Source organism: Pseudomonas sp. S31, from assembly GCF_016648105.1.
In the GTDB taxonomy this organism is placed as follows: Bacteria; Pseudomonadota; Gammaproteobacteria; order Pseudomonadales; family Pseudomonadaceae; genus Aquipseudomonas.
In genome coordinates, this window is record NZ_JACVVE010000026.1 from 47,668 (window position 1) to 68,371 (window position 20,704).

Here is a 20,704-nt window from a genome sequence, read left to right on the forward strand (position 1 = left end):
TCAGGCAAAAATGCAAGAAGGCCCTGCACTTTTATTCATTGTGCAAGGCATTTGCGCATGCCAGGATCGAGCATCCTCCAGCGCACGCCAAACTCACTTGGAAAATAACAAAGCAGGGAGAACGCGATGACCGCGCACGCTCACATCTCGGCAACGGATCATGTACTGGCCGAGGTTCGCAACCAGATTGGCCACCTCACCCTCAATCGCCCCGCTGGCCTCAATGCCCTGACCCTGGACATGGTCCGCAGCCTGCGCCAGCACCTCGACCGCTGGGCCGCGGACCCGCAGGTGCGCGCCGTGGTACTGCGCGGCGAAGGCCCCAAGGGCTTCTGCGCCGGCGGCGACATCCGCTCGCTACACGACAGCTACAAGGCCGGCGACGGCCTGCATGACACCTTCTTCGTCGAGGAATACGCCCTTGACCTGTGCCTGCACCACTACCGCAAACCGGTAATGGTATTGATGGATGGTTTCACCCTTGGCGGCGGCATGGGCCTGGCCCAGGGCTGCGACCTGCGCATCGTCACCGAACGCAGCCGGCTGGGCATGCCGGAAGTCGGTATCGGCTACTTCCCGGACGTGGGCGGCAGCTACTTCCTGTCGCGCATTCCCGGTGAGCTGGGCACCTATCTCGGCGTCAGCGGCAGTCAGATCCAGGCCGCCGATGCGCTGTACTGCGGGCTGGCCGACTGGTACCTGGCCAGCGACAAGCTCGCCGCGCTGGACCAAGGGCTGGATCGGGTGCAACTGGGTGACCATCCGCTCAAGGACCTACAGAGGCTGCTGGCAGGTCTCGGCTCGCAGACCCTGCGCGACGCGCCACTGGAACGACTACGCCCAGTCATCGACCACTTCTTCGCCCTCCCCGACCTGCCGGCGATCATCGAGCAGCTGCGCGCCGTGACCATCGGCGACAGCCACGCCTGGGCCCTGGCCACCGCCGACCTGCTGGAAAGCCGCTCGCCGCTGGCCATGGCAGTGACCCTGGAAATGCTCCGCCGTGGCCGTCACCTGTCCCTGGACGCGTGCTTCGCCATGGAATTGCACCTGGATCGCCAGTGGTTCCAGCACGGCGACATCATCGAAGGCGTGCGCGCCCTGATCGTCGACAAGGACAAGCAACCACGCTGGAACCCGCCAACCCTGGCGGGCCTCGACCGGCAGCGGGTGGACCAATTCTTCGAAGGCTTGTGAGCCGGGAGTACACAGATGCAAGACCTGGAACTGAGCGAAGAACAGATCATGATCCGCGACATGGCGCGGGACTTCGCCCGTGGCGAGATCGCCCCGCATGCCCAGGCCTGGGAAAAGGCCGGCTGGATCGATGACGGTGTGGTGCGCAAGATGGGCGAACTGGGCCTGCTGGGCATGGTGGTCCCGGAAGACTTCGGCGGCAGCTACACCGACTATGTCGCCTATGCCCTGGCGGTCGAGGAAATCGCCGCCGGATGCGGCGCCACCGGCGCGATGATGAGCATCCACAACTCAGTGGGCTGCGGGCCGCTGCTGGCCTATGGCACGCCCGAACAGCAACAGGCCTGGCTGCCACGCCTGGCCAGCGGCGAGGTGATCGGCTGCTTCTGCCTCACCGAACCGCAGGCCGGCTCCGAAGCGCACAACCTGCGCACCCGCGCTGAGCTGGTCGATGGCCACTGGGTGCTCAACGGCGCCAAGCAGTTCGTCAGCAATGCCCGACGCGCAGGCCTGGCTATCGTTTTCGCGGTCACCGACCCGGAACTGGGCAAGAAAGGCCTGTCGGCGTTCCTGGTGCCGACCGACAACCCAGGGTTCAAGGTCGACCGCAGCGAACACAAGATGGGGATTCGCGCCTCCGATACCTGCGCGGTGACATTCGATGACTGCCGCATTCCCGCCGCCAACCTGCTCGGCGAGCGCGGCAAGGGCCTGGCGATCGCCCTGTCCAACCTGGAGGGTGGCCGTATCGGCATCGGCGCCCAGGCCCTGGGCATCGCCCGGGCGGCATTCGAGGCAGCGCTGGCCTATTCGCGTGAGCGCATCCAGTTCGGCAAGCCGATCAATGAGCACCAGAGCATCGCCAACCTGCTGGCCGACATGCAGGTGCAGGTCAATGCCGCACGTTTGCTGATCCTGCATGCGGCGCGCCTGCGCAGCGCCGGCAAGCCGTGCCTGTCGGAGGCTTCGCAAGCCAAGCTGTTCGCCTCGGAAATGGCCGAGCGGGTGTGCTCGATGGCGATCCAGGTGCACGGCGGCTACGGCTATCTGGAAGACTACCCGGTAGAGCGCTACTACCGCGATGCGCGGATCACCCAGATCTACGAAGGGTCGAGCGAGATCCAGCGGATGCTGATCGCCCGGGAGCTCAAGCACTATCCGTTATAATCCTCATCCTGTAGGAGCATTTCGCAGGGAAAATCAATCGCCGCAATAGTATTTAACCATTGAACAGCCCGGGCGACCTGCAGTAAGCTCGGGCTCAATCACTGGAGAGCAACATGTCGAAACACACCAGCAACCACGCCAACCACACCGGTCGCCCTCAGCGCCGCGTGCTGGCCGTTGCCGGTCGCAAAGCTCCCGTGAGCTTTTATTTTGGGTATTGGTTTAGCCACTAGGCGCCGCTGATACCCACACGGCGCCCACCTTCGAGGGGCCGCCGAACATGAGAATACTCAAACCCCCGGTCGGCTCCCCGACCGGGGGTTTTGCTTTTCAGGCTTCTACAAAACATCGATTCGCACCGAGGACAGATTCATGAACTACGCCACCTATTACTACGCAAGCACCTACGCCTGGCGATTTAGCCAATCCCGCTCGGGCCAGCCTGCCGCCTCCGATCGGTCCATCTCCGGTGGCAACGCTGCAGCCAACGCGCAATCAACGATCAGTCGAACACCTCGATAGGGCCGACCGCGCGGGACAGAACCCGCCGTCCGCCCAGGGAATCCAAACGCCATGCAAGCTTCCAACCTCGCCCTGCCCCTGAGCCAACCGCAAGCTGCCAACACCTCCGTCAGCCAGCGTCTTCCCAGCCCGCACCTGCTCAAGCAGCAGATGCCGCTCGCCAGCGAACTCACCCACCAGGTCCAGCAGCACCGCCTGGCCATCCGCGCCATCCTCGAAGGCCGCGACCCACGCCTGCTGGTAGTGGTCGGCCCGTGCTCGCTGCACGACCCGCGCGCGGCCGTCGAATACGCCGACCGCCTGGCCGCACTCAGCCGCGAGGTCGACGACCAACTGCTGCTGGTGATGCGTGCCTACGTCGAGAAGCCGCGTACCACCGTTGGCTGGAAGGGCCTGGCCTACGACCCGCACCTGGATGGCAGCGACGACATGCACGCGGGCCTGGCGCTGTCGCGTGGGTTGATGCTGAACATGATCGAACGCGGTTTGCCGGTGGCCACCGAGCTGCTGCAACCGATGGCCGCCGGCTACTTCGACGACCTGCTGGGCTGGGCGGCGATTGGCGCACGCACCACCGAGTCGCAGATCCACCGCGAGATGGTCAGCGGCCTGGAGTTGCCGGTCGGGTTCAAGAACGGCACCGACGGCGGCGTCGGTATCGCCTGCGACGCCATGCGCAGCGCCGCCCATCCGCATCGCCACTTCGGCATGGATGCGCAGGGCTACCCGGCGATCATCGAGACCCTGGGCAACCCCGACACCCACCTGGTGCTGCGCGGCGGCCACAAGGGCCCCAACTACGATGCGGCGAGCATCGCCCAGGCGGGCCAGGGCCTGGCCAAGGCTGGGCTGGACGCTCGGATCATGGTCGATTGCAGCCACGCCAACAGCGGCAAGGACCCGATGCGCCAACCTGCGGTGTTCGAGGACGTGCTTGGCCAGCGCCTGGCGGGTGACCGCTCGATCGTCGGGGTGATGCTCGAAGGCCACCTGTTCGACGGCTGCCAGGCACTGGGCAAGGGCCCGCTGAAGTACGGCGTGTCGATCACCGACGGTTGCCTGGGCTGGGAGGCCACCGAAACGCTGCTGCGCGATGCCGCCGTGCGCCTGGAGACAGCACCCCGCCAAGTGCGTTAGGCTTGACCCTTTCAACCCAAGGAGCAGTAACCCATGGCACGCGCAACCGCCCGTCACATCCTCGTCGCCACCGAAGACAAGTGCAACGAGCTCAAGGCACAGATCGAAGCCGGTGCCGACTTCGCGGAAATCGCCAAGGCCAACTCCACGTGCCCATCCAGCCGCCAGGGCGGCGACCTGGGCTCGTTCGGCCCAGGCCAGATGGTCAAGGAGTTCGACACCGTAGTCTTCAGCGCACCGGTCAACACCGTGCAGGGTCCGGTCAAGACCCAGTTCGGCTACCACCTGCTGGAAGTGACCAGCCGCCAGGACTAAGCATCGGCAGTTGCTGATGTCTCCCGTCAGGGCGGGGTTTCTCGGGGTGGTCGGCTTGTGCATGAGTGTCATGGCACAAGCTGCCCCCACCCACGCCCTCACCGTCTACGGCGAAGCGCCACGCTACGCTGAAGGCTTTCGCCACTTCGACTACGCCAACCCCGACGCCCCCAAGGGTGGCAGTCTGCGTCGCTCGGCACTGGAAATCGGCCAGTTCGACCACATTCTGCCGTACATCGACAAAGGCATCGGCGTCAGTGAAGTCGACGGCTGGCTGTACGCACCGCTGGCGGTACGTTCGTTCGACGAGCCCTACACCGTCTATGGCCTGATCGCCCGGCGCATGGAGCGCGGGCCCGATGATGCCTGGTTGCGCTTCGAACTCGACCCTCGCGCCACCTTCGCCGATGGCAAGCCGGTGCGCGCCGAGGATGTGCGCTTCACCTTCGACCGCCTGATGAGCCAGGGCAGCCTCAAGTACCGCACGCAGTTCGCCGACGTGCGCGAGGTCACGGTGGAAGGCCCGCGGCAGATCCGTTTCGACTTCAAGCAGCCCCATGGCCGCACCCTGGCTCTGGACCTCGCCACCCTGCCGGTACTGCCCGAGCACGACTGGCACGACCGCGACTTCGCCAACGGTGCCGGCTTCGACAAGCCCGTCGGCAGCGGCCCCTACCGCATCGCCCGGATAGACAACGGCCGCAGCATCACCTTCGAACGCGACCCTGCCTGGTGGGCCAAGGACCTGCCGGTCAACCGTGGGCGCTACAACTTCGAGCGCCTGCGCATCGAGTACTTCGGCGACACCGAGGTCGCCCGCCAGGTGCTCAAGGGCGGCGGCTACGACTACAACCGCGAGTTCTCCGCCACCGCCTATACCCTCGGCTACAACGGCGTGCAGCTCGACGATGGCCGCCTGCGCCGCGCTCACCTGGCGCCTGCCAAGCCGCAGCCGGCACAAGGCTTCGTGTTCAACCTGGACCGGCCACAGTTCAAGGACCGCCGCGTGCGCCAGGCACTGGCCATGCTCTGGGACTTCGAATGGAGCAACCGGCAGATGATGCGCAACCTGTACATCCGCCAGCAGAGCGTGTTCTCCAATACCCCACTGGCTGCCCGCGAGCTGCCGGATGCCGCCGAACTGAAGCTGCTCGAACCCCTGCGCGGCAAGGTCCCTGACGAAGTTTTCAGCCAGGTGTTCGAGGCACCGGTCACCGATGGCTCGGGTATCATCCGCGCCCAGCAGCTGCAGGCACTGGCCTTGCTGCAACAGGCCGGCTGGCACCCCGAGGGTGATCGCCTGGTCAACGCAGCGGGCGAACCGCTGGAGTTCACCTTCCTCAATGGCCAGTCCGGTCTGGAGCGCCTGTTGCTGCCCTGGAAGCGCAACCTGGCGCAGATCGGTGTCACCTTGAACATCCGTAACGTCGACTCGGCGCAGTACGTCAATCGCCTGATGGCCCGCGACTACGACATGATCGTCACCGGCTACCCGGTGACCCTGTCGCCCGGCGCAGAGCTGTACAACTACTTCGGCTCGGCGGCGGCCAACGACCCCGGCTCGAACAACCTCATGGTGCTCAAGGACCCCGCCGTGGACAGCCTGGTCGATGGCCTGGTTCGCGCCGACAGCCAGGCCGACATGCTGCGCCACGCCCACGCCCTGGACCGCGTGTTGCAGTGGAACTACTACTGGATTCCCAACTATTACCCGCCGGGTACCTCGACCGTGTGGTGGAACCGCTTCGGCCTGCCCAAGGTGCCGCCGGCCTATGACGAAGGCCTGGACAGCTGGTGGGAGATCAGCCCCAAGGCATTGACCGCCGAACAGATGGCCGAACGGCTCAAGGGCTCGCCATGACCGCCTACATCCTGCGTCGCCTGTTGTTGATCATCCCGACCCTGCTCGCCATCCTGCTGGTCAACTTCGCCATCGTCCAGGCCGCCCCCGGTGGCCCGGTGGAGCAGGCGGTGGCCCGCTTGCAAGGTATCGGCGGCGGCGCACCCGGCGCACGGGTCGAGGCTGTGCAGGGGCAGTCGCGGGCCACCCGTGGCCTGGACCCGAAGCTGATCGAAGAGATCAAGCGCCAGTATGGCTTCGACAAGAGCGCTCCCGAGCGGCTCTGGCTGATGCTCGGCCAGTATGCCCGGCTGGATTTCGGCCAGAGCTTTTTCCGCGGCGCCAAGGTCACCGACCTGATCCTCGACAAGCTGCCGGTCACCCTGTCGCTGGGCTTCTGGGCCACGCTGATCACCTACCTGGTGTCGATCCCGCTGGGCATCCGCAAGGCGGTGCGCCATGGCAGCCGCTTCGATGCCTGGAGCAGCGCCTTGATCGTGATCGGTTATGCCCTGCCCTCGTTCCTCTTCGCCCTGTTGCTGATCGTCGTGTTCGCAGGCGGCACCTCGCTCGACTGGTTCCCGGTGCGCGGCCTGGTTTCGGACGACTTCGACCAGCTGAGCCTGCTGGGCAAGGTCGCCGACTATTTCTGGCACCTGGTCCTGCCGGTCGGCGCCCTGGTGATCGGCGGCTTCGCCACCCTGACGCTGCTGACCAAGAATGCCTTCCTCGACGAAATTTCCCGCCAGTACGTGGTCACTGCCCGCGCCAAGGGCCTGAGCGAGCGCCGCGTGCTGTACGGCCACGTGCTGCGCAACGCCATGCTGCTGGTGCTGGCCGGGCTGCCGCAGGCGCTGATCACGGTGTTTTTCGCAGGTTCCTTGCTGATCGAGGTGATCTTCTCGCTCGACGGCCTGGGGCGCATGAGTTATGAGGCGGCGGTATCGCGCGACTACCCGGTGGTGTTCGGCACCCTGTTCATCTTCACCCTGGCCGGGCTGCTGATCCGCCTGGTCGGCGACCTGTCTTACACGGTGCTCGACCCGCGCATCGACTTCGACGCGAGGGCGCACTGATGTTCTCGCCAATAGCCCGTCGCCGCCTGCAGCGTTTTCGCCGCAACCGCCTGGGCTGGGTGTCGTTGTGGCTGTTCGCCGGGCTGTTGCTGCTGAGCCTTGGCGCAGAGCTGGTGGCCAACGACAAACCGCTGCTGCTCGGCTACAAGGGCCAGCTCTACGTCCCGGCGCTCAAGCGCTACAGCGAACAAGCGTTCGGCGGCCAGTTGCCGTTCCAGCCCGACTACCGCAGCGCCTACGTGCGCCAGCTGATCGAGGGCCAGGGTGGCTGGATGCTCTTCGCGCCCATCCCGTTCAGTGCCGACACACCCAACTATGACCTGCAGGTGCCGACGCCGAGCCCGCCGAGCGCAAGCAACTGGCTGGGCACCGACGACCAGGGCCGCGACGTGCTCGCCAGGGTGCTGTATGGCACCCGTGTGTCGCTGTTGTTCGCCTTCGCCCTGACACTGGTCAGCGTGTTCATCGGCGTGGCGGCGGGCGCGCTGCAGGGCTACCACGGCGGCTGGGTCGACCTGCTTGGGCAGCGTCTGCTGGAGGTGTGGTCCGGGCTGCCGGTGCTGTACCTGCTGATCATCCTCAGCGGCTTCGTCGAGCCGGACTTCTGGTGGTTGCTGGGCATCATGGCGTTGTTCTCGTGGCTGACCCTGGTCGACGTGGTGCGCGCCGAGTTTCTTCGCGGGCGCAATCTCGAATACGTCAAGGCCGCTCGGGCCCTGGGCCTACCGGACAGCCAAGTGATGCTGCGGCATATCCTGCCCAATGCGCTGAATGCCACGCTGACGCTGGTGCCGTTCATGCTGACCGGCGCCATCACCACACTCACCGCGCTCGATTTCCTGGGCTTCGGCATGCCCGCCGGCAGCGCCTCGCTGGGCGAGCTGGTGACCCAGGGCAAGCAACACCTGGAGGCGCCCTGGCTGGGCTTCACGGCGTTCTTCGCCTTGGCGCTGATCCTCTCGTTGCTGGTGTTCATCGGTGACGCCTTGCGCGAGGCCTTCGACCCGCGTCGCTAGCCGCTTGACCGGGCACCGGCGCTGGCAGCTTCTACACTACCGGCATCGACCAAGGAGCGACCCATGACCCTCAAAGGCAAGACAGCACTCGTGACCGGTTCCACCAGCGGCATCGGCCTGGGTATCGCCCAGGTACTGGCCCAGGCGGGGGCCGACATCCTGCTCAATGGTTTTGGCGACCCCGCCGAGGCCCTGGCGCGGATCCGCCAGCATGGCGTGAAGGCCATTCATCATCCGGCGGACCTGGCGGACGTCACGCAGATCGAAGCCCTGTTCGCCTTGGCCGAACGGGAATTCGGTGGTCTCGACATCCTGGTCAGCAATGCCGGCGTGCAGCATGTGGCGCCGGTCGAACAGTTCCCTGTCGAGGCGTGGGACAAGATCATCGCGCTCAACCTCTCGGCCGTGTTCCATGGCACCCGCCTGGCCCTGCCGGGCATGCGTGCGCGCAACTGGGGGCGGATCATCAACATCGCCTCGGTGCATGGCCTGGTCGGTTCCACCGGCAAGGCCGCCTATGTGGCGGCCAAGCACGGCGTGGTCGGGCTGACCAAGGTCGTCGGCCTGGAAACCGCCACCAGCAACGTCACCTGCAACGCCATCTGCCCCGGGTGGGTGTTGACGCCGCTGGTACAGAAGCAGATAGACGAGCGCGCGGCCAACGGCGGCGACCCGTTGCAGGCACAGCACGACCTGCTGGCCGAAAAGCAGCCGTCCCAGGCATTCGTCACGCCTGAACACCTGGGCGAGCTGGTACTCTTCTTGTGCAGCGAGGCCGGCAGCCAGGTCCGCGGCGCCGCCTGGAACGTCGATGGTGGCTGGTTGGCCCAGTGAAGGGCCAAGCGTGCCTGGCAAAGGCCTTGCACCCTATTCATATCAAGGAGGCCCCATGCGCCTACGTCAACTGTCCGCGATCCTGTCCCTGAGCCTGGCGGCCACCGCCCCGCTGATGGCTGCCAACCTCAAGGACGTCGCCCCCTATCCGGAAGCGGAAAAAGGCTTCACCCGGCAGGTCATCCACCTGCCGGCGCAAGCCGATGAGTCTGCCTACAAGCTGGAAGTGCTCGCCGGCAGGACGCTTCAGGTCGATTGCAACCGCCAGCGCCTGGGCGGCAGCCTCGAGGAACACACCCTGCAGGGCTGGGGCTATCCCTACTACCGCCTGGAGAAAGTCAGCGGCCCCGCCAGCACCCTGATGGCCTGCCCGGATGGCAAGAAGACCGAGGCCTTCGTTCCGGTGATCGGTGACGGCTTCCTGTTGCGCTACAACAGCAAGTTGCCGGTGGTGCTGTATGTACCTGACGGCGTCGAAGTGCGTTATCGCGTATGGTCGGCGTCGGACGACGTGCAAAAGGCTACAGTGGAATAAGACGCTTCTTCAGAAGGCCCTGTCGCCTGCAGGCACTGGCTTACCGGCGACAGGGCCAGCACAGGCAAACCCAGGAGGTTCGGCATGACCGACGTGCTCTGGCGCCCCTCCACGGCGCTTATCGAGGCCAGCCGGATGGAGGCCTTTCGCCGCCGCGTCAACCTGCGCTACAACCTGCAACTGGCCGACTACGCCGCGCTGCACCGCTGGAGCATCGAACAGCGCCCGGCGTTCTGGCAGACCCTTGCCGATACGTTCCATGTTCGCTGGCATACGCAGCCTACCCAGGTACTCCATGAGGGCGAGCAGATGCCCGACGCCAAGTGGTTCGTCGGCGCCACGCTGAATTTTGCCGAACACCTGCTGCAGCGCCGTGACGACCGTACCGCCATCGTCGCCCTGCGTGAGGACGGCAGCCGCATCACCTTTACCCACAACCAACTCGCGGCCCAGGTCGCCGGCTTGCAGCGGGCCTTGCAGGCGGCAGGCATCGAGCCGGGCGACCGTGTCGGTGCCATCATGCCCAACACCTGGGAAACCCTGGTGGCGATGCTCGCCTGCACCAGCCTGGGCGCGGTCTGGTCGACCGCCTCCCCCGACTTCGGCCTGCATGGCATCATCGACCGCTTCGAGCAGATCCAGCCGAAGCTTCTGATTGCCTGCGCCGGCTACGACTATGCCGGCAAGCATATCGACCTGGTCGACAAGATCAACCAGACCTGCGCCCAGTTGCCCACGCTGCAACAGCTGCTGATCGTGCCCTTCACCCGCGAGCACACCACGGCGGATGAGTTCTTCGCGCCCCGGGTCAGCCTCTGGCAGGACTTCTACCAGCCCGGCGGCGAGCCCCGCTTCACCTCGCTGCCGTTCGACCACCCGCTGTACATCCTTTACTCCAGCGGCACCACCGGTGTACCCAAGTGCATCATCCACCGCGCCGGTGGCGTGCTGTTGCAGCACCTGAAGGAACATGGCCTGCACAACGACCTGAAGGCCGACGAGGTCTTGTTCTACTACACCACCTGCGGGTGGATGATGTGGAACTGGCTGGTCAGCGGCCTGGCAGTGGGCGCTACCCTGCTGCTGTACGACGGCTCGCCCTTGTACCCCGGCCCCGGGCGTCTGCTCGACCTGATCGACGCCGAAGGCATCCACGTCTTCGGCACCAGCGCCAAGTACCTGGCCGCTCTCGAACAGCAGGGCCTCACGCCAGCCACCAGCCATGACCTGGGCAGTTTGCGCATGATCCTCTCCACCGGCTCGCCGTTGTCGCCGCACAGCTACGACTACGTCTATACCAAGGTCAAGACCGACCTGTGCCTGGCGTCGATGTCCGGCGGTACCGACATCGTCTCGTGCTTCGTGCTGGGCAACCCGACCTTGCCGGTACGGCGCGGGCAGATCCAGTGCAAGGGCCTTGGCATGGCCGTGGAGGTATGGAACGAACGAGGCCTGCCGGTCACCGAAGAAAAAGGCGAACTGGTCTGCACCCGCCACTTCCCGTGCATGCCGCTGGGTTTCTTGAACGACAGCGATGGCAGCCGCTACCGGGAGGCCTATTTCAGCCAGTTTCCAGGCGTCTGGGCCCAAGGCGACTACGCCGAACAGTGCACCAGCGGCGGCTTGATCATCCATGGCCGCTCGGATGCGGTGCTCAACCCCGGCGGCGTACGCATCGGTACTGCAGAGATCTACCGCCAGGTGGAAAAGGTGGATGAAGTGCTGGAAAGCGTCGCCATCGGCCAGCAATGGCAAGGTGACGTGCGTGTGGTGCTGTTCGTGCGCCTGCGCGATGGGCTGCAGTTGGACGAGCCGCTGCGCCAGCGCATACGCCAAGTGATTCGCCAGTACACCACCGCGCGCCATGTGCCGGCGGTGATTGCCCAGGTCAGCGACATCCCGCGCACCCTCAGCGGCAAGCTGGTGGAGTTGGCGGTGCGCAACGTGGTGCATGGCCTACCGGTGAAGAACACCGATGCCCTGGCCAACCCCGAGGCCCTCGAACAGTTCCGCGACCGCACGGAGCTGCGCGATCAGGCATAATGACGGCCTTTTTTTGCCCGAAGTACAGGTGCCCCATGAAAGCTCAAGCCCGCCACATCCTGGTCAAGACCGCTGACGAAGCCGAAAAGCTCAAGCAGCGCATCGCCAACGGCGAGGCCTTCGACGTGCTGGCCAAGAAGTTTTCCACCTGCCCGTCGGGCAAGCGTGGCGGCGACCTGGGTGAAATTCGCCCGGGCCAACTGGTCGGCGCCATCGACCAGGTGATCTTCAAGAAACCCCTGCGGGTGGTGCATGGGCCGATCAAGAGCAAGTTCGGCTACCACCTGGTGCAGACCTTCTACCGCGACTGAAACTCAGCGCCGCGCGGCCCGAGGTTGAATCTCAATTTTTGCCGATTTTGAGTTGATACGGTACATTTATCTCAAATACATGGGAATTTGAGATATGTTCAAGCACCCTCCTCAGCTTCTTGCAAGCCCATTTGACGGCATCGAGCCAGGCAACATCATGAGCTACCTCGGCTATCACTCGATTGTGGACGGTGATGGCAAATATCTGCATTTCGATCAGCTTCGCCGACGGCTGCCGAAATCCATTGATGCGGTTGTGGCATGGTCCCTGATCAAAGATGCTCGACGGCAACAACAATCCATTCCCATCTTGCTCGGGGAGCCGGAGGAACCGTGTAAGTTCGTTACAACGCCAGCCATCCTACGGGCCATGTCTCTGTGTGATCAGAAGACGACCACCGCTGCCCTCACCTACATGACCTCTCAGATTGGTGAAGGAAAGCAGATCCAATACCTGATGACCGACCTTATCAATGAGGAGGCAATCAGCAGCAGCCAGCTGGAAGGTTCGGCCACGACGACGAAGGTCGCTAAAAGTTTGCTGCAAACCGAACGAAAGGGGAAAGACGAAGGCGAAAAAATGATCATCGGGAATTACCGGATGATGGAATGCGCCTGGAAAAACAGGAATGAACCGCTTACCGCTGAATTGATGCTGGAGCTGCACCTTGTAGGCGTTGAAGGGATAGACGATGAACACTATCACCCCGGGACGCTGCGCAATAACGATGACATTGAAGTGAGAGACGGAGACGGGAATATCGTCCATCAGCCGCCACCGGCGGCAACATTGAAATATCGACTCAGCGCAATTATCGATTGGATCAACCGGGATCACACCAACACGAGCGATCCCGATTACATCCACCCGTTGATCAAGGCCATCATCATCCACTTTGCCATGGGATTCGAACACCCGTTCCATGATGGTAACGGCCGAGTGGCACGTGCGCTATTCTACTGGTTCATGTTCAGGGAAGGATTCTCGGCGTTTCGCTACATCGCGATCAGCACGCTATTGAAAGCTGCACCTAAACGTTATGGCATGAGTTACGTCTATAGCGAAACCGACGACATGGACCTCACCTATTTTGTGGACTACCAGTGTCAGACGATCACTAGGGCGATCACCCTTTTCCTGAGAAATTTTGATGACGCCTTGAAGTCACTCTACGAATTCGAACAATTTCTATTCAAGTCTGGGTTATTCCGAAAACTCTCAGCCAATCAGCGCATCGTGTTCAACTTCGCCAACAGCAAAATGGCAACTGATTTCACTGCCAACAGTGTCATGACCCATTTAGGTTGTTCCTACAATACAGCAGCATCAGTGCTGAATGGTCTGGTCGAATACAAGGTGTTCAAAAAGCGCAAGGAGGGCAAGACCTGGGTCTACTCGATGGAAACCCCGGAAGCCATACGCAAAACATTGGTCTAAGACCTGCCCTCTGCGCAGTCCGGGGCGTGCAAGCAGACCGGACAGCGGTATTAGCGTCGCGCGGCCAGCAGGCCGAGGCCCGCGCAACCGAGCAGCGAGGCGCTGACCCGGTTGAACAGCCGGCGCGGCGCTGGTTGTTCGAACCACCGTTGCAGATAGGCCCCGAGCCCCGCATAGATGGCGATCGCCGCCCATTCCAGGAGCAGGAACAGCACGCCCAGGCAGAGGAACTGCTCGCTCACCGGGGTGCTGCTATCGACCGAGACGAATTGCGGCAGGAAGGCCGTGAATATCAACACCGCCTTGGGGTTGCCAGCAGCAACCCAAAATTCCTGACGCGCCAGGCGCCAACCGCCGCGGGGCTGTTCCTCGGCCTGGGTTGCTTCACCCACCGGTGCCCGCCACAACTGCCAGGCGATGTAGAACAGGTAGGCGGCACCGATCACCTTGATCGCCAGGAACAGGTATTCGCTGGTGTGCAGCACCACCGCCAGGCCCATGGCTGCCAGGGCGATCATGCCGGCGAAGGCCAGCAGCCGCCCGCCGCCGGCCAGGCAGGCGGTGCGCAGGCCGAAGCGGCTGGCATTGTGCAGCGACAACAGGTTGTTCGGCCCCGGCGCCATGTTCAGGGCAAAGCAGGCGGGTATGAATAACAGCAGGCTCGACAGGTCCATTTCGTTCTCCTTGCAACAGGCGGCTACTGTCAGCGCCGGTCGGGGCCTGGGTCAAGGTACAGCTGCCAGCGAAATCTGTACGGCCGGGCACCTGGCACTGCTAAGCTGGCGACCTGACCGAGGAGCCTTGCATGTCTGTCGACGAACTCTGGCGCGACCCGGCGCTGCCTTTCGTGGAGAGCCGCCGTGCCTGCCATAGCCGGGCCTGCTACAAGGCCCATAGCCACCCGACCTTCTCCATTGGCGCGGTGGATGCCGGCTACAGCCGATTCACCGGCGCCGAGGGAGGCCAGCAGCGCCTGACGCCCGGTACCCTGGTGCTGGTACCGGCACAGCGGGTGCATGCCTGCAACCCCGAGCCTGGGCAGGCCTGGAGCTACCAGATGCTGCATGTACATGCCGATTGGCTGGCAGCGCTGCGTCTGGAAGCCGGCCTGGCCTGCGCTGCGCCTGGAGCACCGGCACGCATCAGCCATTGTGCGCAGCTGTACCGGCAGTTTTGCGAACTCAACGATGTGCTGTTCTCGCACGCCTCCACGCTGGAGAAGGAGGCCGCGCTGGTGGCCTTCCTGGGCGACAACGACTTCGCTGAGCAGCCTACGCTGGTAGCCGCCCCAGTCCCGCCGCTGGCACCGACAACGTTGCGCGCGCTGACCCACCGGATCGAGCTCGAAGGCCCAGGCCAATTGAGCCTGGACGAACTGGCCCGACAAACCGGCATGGGCCGTTATGCCTTGATCCGGGCGTTTCGTGCCGCCACCGGGCTGACCCCGCATGCCTACCTGCTCAATGCCCGGGTCAACCAGGGCCGGCAGTTGCTGGGCCAAGGCCAGGCCCTGGCCGATGTGGCCTATCGCTTGGGGTTCGCCGACCAGGCCCACTTCCAGCGGGTGTTCAAGGCCCACGTCGGCATCACCCCGGGGCTGTACCGCCAAGCGCACGCGCCGCTGCAATAATCTTCAATACGGGCAGGCATCCGCGCTCGCAGACTGCGCTTTCTTCCACCAGAGAAAGCCAGTTCCATGGAGCAGTTCCTGATCGTCGCCCTCGCCCACTTCCTCGCCTTGCTATCGCCTGGCCCGGACTTTTTCCTGGTCGCCCGCACCTCGATCAACGCCGGCTGGCGCGCCGCCAGCGGTGCCTGCCTGGGCATCGCCCTGGCCAACGGGCTGTTCATTGCCATGGCCTTCGCCGGGTTGTCGGTGCTGCGTGAAGGCAGTGCATCGTTCATTGCCCTGCAACTGGCCGGGGCCGCCTACCTGATGTACATCGGCGGGCTGTTCCTGCGTCACGCCGGGCGGTCCAACCTCTCCGCCATCGACGCCCGCGCATTCAGCAGCAGCGGTTGGCGCAACCTAGGCATGGGTTTCGCTTCGGGTGTGCTCAACCCCAAGAACGCCTTGTTCTATGCCAGCCTGGCAAGCATGGTGGCCAGCAGCAGCGTGGCCTGGAAGCTGGTCTACGCCAGCTGGATGTTCGCCATCGTGCTGTTGTGGGATCTATTGGTGGCGCTGGTGATCGGCAACCGCCGCGTGCTGCGCCGTTTCACCCAGGCCCTGCCCTGGCTGGAGCGTGCCTGCGGGGCGATGCTGATAGTGCTGGCCACGGCGCTGCTCATGCGCCTGGCGTGGAACTGATCACACGCAGGGTGGCGAGGTCCATCAGGCTGAAATAGCCACTGGCCCAGCCACCCGTGTCCAGGTGCCAGACATTGCCGAGGCATTTGGCACGCAATACCGGCGTGTGGCCTACCAGCAACGCGCGCACGCCTGCCACCGGCTCGCTGTCGTCGTCCTTGAGACGCCGCCGGGACCACTGGCACACCTCGATCACCTGCAGGTCGTACTGCGTTTGCAGGCTGGTACGCAGGGTGGCCCAGTCGGCGAAGGGGCTGTCGGCGTGCAGCAGGCCGACCAGGCCGGCCTCGGTCTCGACCTCCATCGCGACGGGCAATTGGGCGAATGCCTCGACATAGCGCTGCTGTTCGCCCGGCGCCATGTCGATGAACCAGCTGCCACCCGCCGCACGGTACATGTCCAGTTCCAGGCGCCCGCCGCGCAACAGGGTGATCGCCAGCGACTCATGGTTGCCCTGCACCGCATGGAACCAGGGCCGAGCCAGCCAATCCAGCGCCTCTTCACTGTGCGGCCCGCGGTCGACCAGGTCGCCGACACTGAACAGGCGGTCGACGCTCGGATCGAAAGCCACCGCCTCCAGGGTCTGCTCCAGGCGGCGGAAATGCCCGTGGATATCCCCTACGGCCAGGTCACGGCCGAGTGTGTTGGCGCTCACGTGGCGAAACCGGCTCATTACAATGTTCCTCTGCTGTTGCGCCTCGGGCGGGGGTAAAATGATCGAACACACAGCCAGCCCGGAGGTGCATCATGCGTACATCCCTCGTGTATGCCGTGCTCGTGGCACTGGCAATGGACAGCATGGCACACGCGGCTCCCGCCGAGCAGGTCGAGGTCCGTTTCGAGCATCCGGAAAAATTCCGCGATGCCAGCCTCGACGGCCCAGGCTACGAGCGTGGTGCCGATGCCTACGTGCTGAAAACCCTCACCCAGTACCTGCAGAAACTGGGTCAACGCTACTTGCAACCCGGCCAGCACCTGGCCATCGACATCCGCGACATCGACCTGGCCGGTCGCTATGAGCCCTGGCACGGCAATGCCTACGATGTGCGCTACATGCGTGACATCACCTGGCCGACCATCGAGCTCACCTATACCCTGAGCCAGCCCGGCAAACCCGACCAGCACGCCCAGGAACGGGTCAGCGACAAGATGTACCTGAGCCGCCCTGGTCGCGCGGCGAGCAGCAGCGACCGCCTGTACGCCGAAAAAGCCATGCTCGACGACTGGTTCCGCCAGCGCTTCGCCGAGCGTCCGACATCCTGACATCGGTGCTGGTACTGTTGAAGCCAGCGGTAGTATGCTCGATGTTTGTTCGGACCAGGGATGGGCATCACCATGAAGCTATGCGCCGTGCAACTGGCTGCATACAAGGGCGACTTGCAGCGTAACCTCGAGCGGCACCTGTATTGCATCGACCAGGCAGCGGCACAGGGCGCAGAACTGGTGGTGTTCCCCGAGCTGTCACTGACCGGCTACGAACCCGCCCTGGCCCGCCAGGTGGCGCTGCCGCTGTGCTCTTCCCGGCTCGACCCACTGCAGGCCGCCTGCGAACGCCACGGCATCACGGTGGCGGTAGGCTTGCCGTTGCCTACCCCCGACGGTATCCGCATCGGCATGCCGATCCTCAGCCCCGGCGCGCCTCGCCTGGAATACGCCAAGCAACGCCTGCATGCCGACGAGCTGCCGTTCTTCACCCCGGCGAGCCAGCCTGTGGTGTTTTCCGCAGGCGTGCACCGTATCGCACCAGCCATTTGCTACGAGTCGATGTTCATCGAGCACGCCGCCCAGGCCCAGGCGCTGGGTGCGGACATCTACCTGGTGAGCGTGGCGAAGACCGCCAAGGGCCTGCGCGAGGGTTACGAACACTACCCAGAGGCCGCGCGTACCTTGGGCATGAGCGTGTTGATGGCCAACTGCGTCGGCGCCTCGGACTGCTTCATCGGTGCCGGCGGCTCGGCGGCCTGGGACAGCCAGGGCCGCATGCTGGCGGCACTGGACGAGCACAGCCAGGGCCTGGTGCTGCTGGACACCCTCAGCGCCAGTGCTGCCACACTGCCATTAGATGGCTTGTCTTGATGAAATACCTGCTGCTGGCATTGGCCAGTTACGCCGTGACCTATTACATCGTCGGCCTGTTGATCAGAGGCCAACTGGCGGAGATCGCCGAGGGCCTGCGCCACCGCCCCGACGCCCCGCCACCCGGGCAATATCTGCGCGAGGTGCAGTCTCGTGCGCAACGTGCGCATCGGCAGTACACGCTGATGGCCGGCTCGCTGCTGACCATCGTGGTGTGCCTGGTCGCAGCCTGGGTCGGCTAGAACGCCAACGCCAGGCTCTGGCGCCCCTCCAGCGCCAACAGGTACTGCTTGGCCGGCAAACCGCCGGCAAAGCCGGTCAGCCCACCGCCGGCACCGATCACACGATGGCAGGGGGCAATGATGGAAATCGGGTTGCGGCCATTGGCGGCGCCCACTGCCCGCACGGCGCTGGGGTTGCCGATCTGCCGGGCGATGTCGCTGTAGCTGCGGGTTTCGCCAAAGGGAATGGTCAACAGCGCTGCCCAGACCTGACGCTGGAACTCGGTGCCGGCAAAATCCAGTGGCAGGTCGAAGTGCTGGCGGTTGCCGGCAAAGTATTCGCCTAGCTGGCAAGCGGCCCGGAGCAGTACCGGGTGGGCATCATCACGGTGCAGCTCGCCCAGGCGCACGCGATTCTCCCGCTCCTCTTCCCACAGCACGGCCGCCAGGCTGTCGCCACGGGCCGCCAGGGTCAGGGTGCCGACCGGGGATTGCATGAAGGTGTAGGCACTGGACATGGGCAGGCTCCTGGAAGGTGAACGTTGCTGGCACTGTACGCACCCGCGCGGCGAGGCGCATCCGCTTTCTTGCGCACGCAAATGGCGAAATCCGAAAGCCTGGCGACGGGTGGTATATGACAGGCTGGTGACGCAATCGATTGCCACCCATGAGCTAACTTGCTGGTTTCAGACACTCCAGCTAATACTAAAGTCTCTGCCTGGGGAGGCACGAAACATGCAAACGAGATTTGTTATCGTTCCGGCCGTGCCGGTCGAGAAAGAGTCTTTTCGCATCGGTACACGCTACTACGCGGCAACCGTATGTGGTGGCTTCGATATCTATGACAACCACGGCAAGGAACGCTTGAAACCCAGTTACCCGAGCAAGGCCGAAGCCGAACAGCACTGCCTGCGCATGAACGCCGAGGCTTCGGCGGCCGAAGATGGGGTCGAACTTGCGTTCAATTCGGCGTTTCCCAGCGGGTAACAGTTCCAGTCATTCGTGCGTGCGGAACTTGAGTTTGGCGACCCGGCTCAACGCCCACCCGGCGAACACGTAGAAGGTATCCAGATAGAACAGGCCCTTGTAGTTGGGCAGGGATTGCCCTGTGACCATCAATTCCGGAGTCGGCGGGAACAATGCATGGATGCCGTTGGGCAACACTGCGAGGGCGAGCAGCATCAGGTAGGTGACCGTGCGCAGCAGGGTCGAGCGCGTGAGCGAACGGTCGGCCCACTTCAAGCCGAAATAGGCGATGACACCGGCGGCAGGTAAAACCCAGAAATGCGTCGGGATTCCGATGAACATCTCTGCCACGATACTTCTGGTCTCCACCCGCCTACCTCCACAACATGAAAAGCTGGATTATCACGAGTGAATCGGGCGAATGCAAAATCTTGCGCGGCGGCTGCCCGAACTACCCAGCTCAAGCCCTGCGGCGACGCGACCACAGACCAGTGGCGAGCAAGACGATACCGGGCACCAGCAGCCCAGCGGCGGTATAGCCGAATGCCGGCTGACCCGAGGCCGCTACCGCAGCGAATGCGGCGCCCACGGCGAGCAACGGTGCGCCAACGAAAATGAATGGGGTCTTGGCTGTCTTGGCCATTCGGGGTCCTCCTGAGTGAAGGCCCATTGAAACACATTCAGTCGAGGCACTCACGCGCTGCCATGCGCAGCTTGTCCGAGGACAGGAAGCTGCCTTTGTAGAAGGTCGCCCTGCTTCCCTCGCGATACGCCACCACCTCCAACACCTCGTCGGACGTCAGCGAACTAGGTGCCGTAAGGCGGTAACCATGGGCAATCGACTTCTGCGTGGTTTGCGGCGCCAGCGTCTGCCATTTAGGCAAGACACAGGCAGCATAAGCCTCGGGAGTTTTAGCGGAAGTCTTGCTGCCAGTGGGTTTTCCTGGCGTGGCACAACCTGCAACAACAGCAATCAGAAGCGAACAACTGAGAATACGAAAGATAGGCATTTGAACTTGATCCATTTGAGCTGATCGATTCTACCCACTTACACCCAGTTGCACTAATCCACCAAGGTAGAACGGCTCGGTTATTCGGTCTTATGGGAATGACTATTGAAACCAATAAGGCTCAAAGCATAGAGCAGGTAAGCCGATTGGCCGGTGATTATCGGGGGCTCGATAAACGCTTGGCGCTGCCGGTCGAGGATGCCACGCAACCCCTCTGCCACGGTATGACAGGCCGGAACGAACTCCCCTTGCGCCTCATAGATTCCGCAACCGCTGCAGTCGACCCAGCAGCCAGAACATTCATCCTTCAGAAGCAAAGCTTCATTGCCACAAATGAAACAGTCCATGCGGTCTCCTTGCGGGCACGTGGATTGTTATCTAGGCATAGTCGACGCACAAGGAACTTTCAACCGCCCTATCCTCTGCCTACTTCCCTATGCCGGTAAGTCTGCGCAAGCATTTGCTCAGCCAGAAAAGGACGTTCGGCAGCATGATGATGACGAACATCCCCCACAACCCGACCTGCTCGGTGCAGTACAGCACCACGCCCAGCACGGTAACGGCCATCGCGGCCATCCCAGGCCATGTCACCAACCTCTGTTTTTCTCTCACAGCCCGTTCATCCAAGACGCCTTCCCGAGGGCGCGGATGATAGCAACTGGAAAACCGCATGGCACAGCGGCGTGGGC

General features: G+C 63.6%; 26 protein-coding genes. 18 read left to right on the forward strand and 8 right to left on the reverse strand.

Going from position 1 to position 20,704, the window contains the following annotated elements; all coding sequences use genetic code 11:
- The first annotated feature begins 126 nt into the window (after positions 1-126).
- From IAE37_RS18835 to IAE37_RS18890, 12 genes are all read left to right on the forward strand, one after another.
- The gene (locus IAE37_RS18835) at positions 127-1,197 is read left to right on the forward strand and encodes an enoyl-CoA hydratase/isomerase family protein (protein ID WP_201175950.1); all 1,071 of its coding nucleotides are present in this window, start codon (positions 127-129) and stop codon (positions 1,195-1,197) included.
- A gap of 15 nt (positions 1,198-1,212) precedes the next feature.
- Entirely contained in the window at positions 1,213-2,364 is a 1,152-nt protein-coding gene (locus IAE37_RS18840; protein WP_201175952.1) for an acyl-CoA dehydrogenase family protein, read from the forward strand.
- Between the two features lie 573 nt (positions 2,365-2,937).
- Positions 2,938-4,023 carry a 3-deoxy-7-phosphoheptulonate synthase gene (locus IAE37_RS18845; protein ID WP_201175954.1) on the forward strand — a complete coding sequence of 362 codons (1,086 nt, stop codon included), beginning with the start codon at positions 2,938-2,940 and terminating at the stop codon, positions 4,021-4,023.
- A 33-nt stretch (positions 4,024-4,056) separates the two neighbouring features.
- Positions 4,057-4,338: a peptidylprolyl isomerase gene (locus tag IAE37_RS18850; protein WP_054884552.1), complete on the forward strand. Its 282-nt coding sequence runs from the start codon at positions 4,057-4,059 to the stop codon at positions 4,336-4,338.
- A 70-nt stretch (positions 4,339-4,408) separates the two neighbouring features.
- Entirely contained in the window at positions 4,409-6,199 is a 1,791-nt protein-coding gene (locus IAE37_RS18855; RefSeq protein ID WP_328822757.1) for an extracellular solute-binding protein, read from the forward strand.
- A complete protein-coding gene (locus IAE37_RS18860; protein ID WP_201175958.1) occupies positions 6,196-7,254 on the forward strand; it encodes a microcin C ABC transporter permease YejB in 1,059 nt (352 codons plus the stop codon). The genes IAE37_RS18855 and IAE37_RS18860 overlap by 4 nt, the downstream gene beginning before the upstream one ends.
- Entirely contained in the window at positions 7,254-8,270 is a 1,017-nt protein-coding gene (locus IAE37_RS18865; RefSeq protein WP_201175959.1) for an ABC transporter permease, read from the forward strand. Before IAE37_RS18860 ends, IAE37_RS18865 begins: the two co-directional genes overlap by 1 nt.
- Positions 8,271-8,333: 63 nt before the next feature.
- Positions 8,334-9,104: a 3-hydroxybutyrate dehydrogenase gene (hbdH, locus tag IAE37_RS18870; protein ID WP_201175961.1), complete on the forward strand. Its 771-nt coding sequence runs from the start codon at positions 8,334-8,336 to the stop codon at positions 9,102-9,104.
- Between the two features lie 55 nt (positions 9,105-9,159).
- Positions 9,160-9,639, forward strand: a complete 480-nt coding sequence (gene eco / locus IAE37_RS18875; RefSeq protein ID WP_201175963.1) for a serine protease inhibitor ecotin — start codon at positions 9,160-9,162, stop codon at positions 9,637-9,639.
- A gap of 84 nt (positions 9,640-9,723) precedes the next feature.
- Entirely contained in the window at positions 9,724-11,682 is a 1,959-nt protein-coding gene (locus IAE37_RS18880) for an acetoacetate--CoA ligase (protein WP_201175965.1), read from the forward strand.
- Positions 11,683-11,717: 35 nt separating this feature from the next.
- Complete coding sequence (locus IAE37_RS18885; protein ID WP_110994954.1) at positions 11,718-11,993, forward strand: peptidylprolyl isomerase; 276 nt, start codon at positions 11,718-11,720, stop codon at positions 11,991-11,993.
- Positions 11,994-12,087: 94 nt separating this feature from the next.
- The gene (locus tag IAE37_RS18890; RefSeq protein WP_201175967.1) at positions 12,088-13,431 is read left to right on the forward strand and encodes a Fic family protein; all 1,344 of its coding nucleotides are present in this window, start codon (positions 12,088-12,090) and stop codon (positions 13,429-13,431) included.
- 50 nt (positions 13,432-13,481) lie between these two features.
- On the opposite strand, the gene IAE37_RS18895 is transcribed toward IAE37_RS18890, so the two are convergent.
- Positions 13,482-14,105: a LysE family translocator gene (locus IAE37_RS18895; RefSeq protein ID WP_201175969.1), complete on the reverse strand. Its 624-nt coding sequence runs from the start codon at positions 14,103-14,105 to the stop codon at positions 13,482-13,484.
- A gap of 131 nt (positions 14,106-14,236) precedes the next feature.
- Here IAE37_RS18895 and IAE37_RS18900 point away from each other — a divergent pair, with 131 nt between their 5' ends.
- A complete protein-coding gene (locus tag IAE37_RS18900; RefSeq protein ID WP_201175971.1) occupies positions 14,237-15,061 on the forward strand; it encodes an AraC family transcriptional regulator in 825 nt (274 codons plus the stop codon).
- Between the two features lie 66 nt (positions 15,062-15,127).
- Positions 15,128-15,742, forward strand: a complete 615-nt coding sequence (locus IAE37_RS18905) for a LysE family translocator (protein ID WP_201175972.1) — start codon at positions 15,128-15,130, stop codon at positions 15,740-15,742.
- Here IAE37_RS18905 and IAE37_RS18910 read toward each other — a convergent pair.
- Positions 15,720-16,415 carry a metallophosphoesterase gene (locus IAE37_RS18910; RefSeq protein ID WP_201175973.1) on the reverse strand — a complete coding sequence of 232 codons (696 nt, stop codon included), beginning with the start codon at positions 16,413-16,415 and terminating at the stop codon, positions 15,720-15,722. The two genes, IAE37_RS18905 and IAE37_RS18910, sit on opposite strands and share 23 nt — an antisense overlap.
- 74 nt (positions 16,416-16,489) lie before the next feature.
- Between IAE37_RS18910 and IAE37_RS18915 the strand changes: the two genes are divergently transcribed.
- From IAE37_RS18915 to IAE37_RS18925, 3 genes are all read left to right on the forward strand, one after another.
- Positions 16,490-17,005, forward strand: coding sequence for a DUF3016 domain-containing protein (locus IAE37_RS18915; RefSeq protein WP_201175974.1), 516 nt, complete (start codon positions 16,490-16,492; stop codon positions 17,003-17,005).
- A gap of 72 nt (positions 17,006-17,077) precedes the next feature.
- The gene (locus tag IAE37_RS18920; protein ID WP_201175975.1) at positions 17,078-17,818 is read left to right on the forward strand and encodes a carbon-nitrogen hydrolase family protein; all 741 of its coding nucleotides are present in this window, start codon (positions 17,078-17,080) and stop codon (positions 17,816-17,818) included.
- A complete protein-coding gene (locus tag IAE37_RS18925; RefSeq protein WP_201175976.1) occupies positions 17,818-18,060 on the forward strand; it encodes a hypothetical protein in 243 nt (80 codons plus the stop codon). The genes IAE37_RS18920 and IAE37_RS18925 overlap by 1 nt, the downstream gene beginning before the upstream one ends.
- On the opposite strand, the gene IAE37_RS18930 is transcribed toward IAE37_RS18925, so the two are convergent.
- Positions 18,057-18,557, reverse strand: a complete 501-nt coding sequence (locus IAE37_RS18930) for a methylated-DNA--[protein]-cysteine S-methyltransferase (protein WP_201175978.1) — start codon at positions 18,555-18,557, stop codon at positions 18,057-18,059. The genes IAE37_RS18925 and IAE37_RS18930 overlap by 4 nt on opposite strands.
- A 217-nt stretch (positions 18,558-18,774) precedes the next feature.
- Here IAE37_RS18930 and IAE37_RS18935 point away from each other — a divergent pair, with 217 nt between their 5' ends.
- Complete coding sequence (locus tag IAE37_RS18935; RefSeq protein WP_201175981.1) at positions 18,775-19,026, forward strand: hypothetical protein; 252 nt, start codon at positions 18,775-18,777, stop codon at positions 19,024-19,026.
- A 9-nt stretch (positions 19,027-19,035) separates the two neighbouring features.
- Here IAE37_RS18935 and IAE37_RS18940 read toward each other — a convergent pair whose 3' ends face one another.
- The 5 genes from IAE37_RS18940 to IAE37_RS18960 form a co-directional block, all read right to left on the reverse strand.
- Entirely contained in the window at positions 19,036-19,347 is a 312-nt protein-coding gene (locus IAE37_RS18940) for a hypothetical protein (protein ID WP_201175983.1), read from the reverse strand.
- Between the two features lie 118 nt (positions 19,348-19,465).
- Positions 19,466-19,648 (reverse strand): hypothetical protein, encoded by a 183-nt coding sequence (locus IAE37_RS18945; RefSeq protein ID WP_201175984.1) that lies wholly within the window; start codon positions 19,646-19,648, stop codon positions 19,466-19,468.
- A 37-nt stretch (positions 19,649-19,685) separates the two neighbouring features.
- Positions 19,686-20,015: a hypothetical protein gene (locus IAE37_RS18950; RefSeq protein WP_201176038.1), complete on the reverse strand. Its 330-nt coding sequence runs from the start codon at positions 20,013-20,015 to the stop codon at positions 19,686-19,688.
- A gap of 80 nt (positions 20,016-20,095) precedes the next feature.
- A complete protein-coding gene (locus tag IAE37_RS18955) occupies positions 20,096-20,362 on the reverse strand; it encodes a hypothetical protein (RefSeq protein WP_201175985.1) in 267 nt (88 codons plus the stop codon).
- Between the two features lie 79 nt (positions 20,363-20,441).
- Positions 20,442-20,582 carry a hypothetical protein gene (locus tag IAE37_RS18960; protein ID WP_201175986.1) on the reverse strand — a complete coding sequence of 47 codons (141 nt, stop codon included), beginning with the start codon at positions 20,580-20,582 and terminating at the stop codon, positions 20,442-20,444.
- Positions 20,583-20,704: the final 122 nt, after the last annotated feature.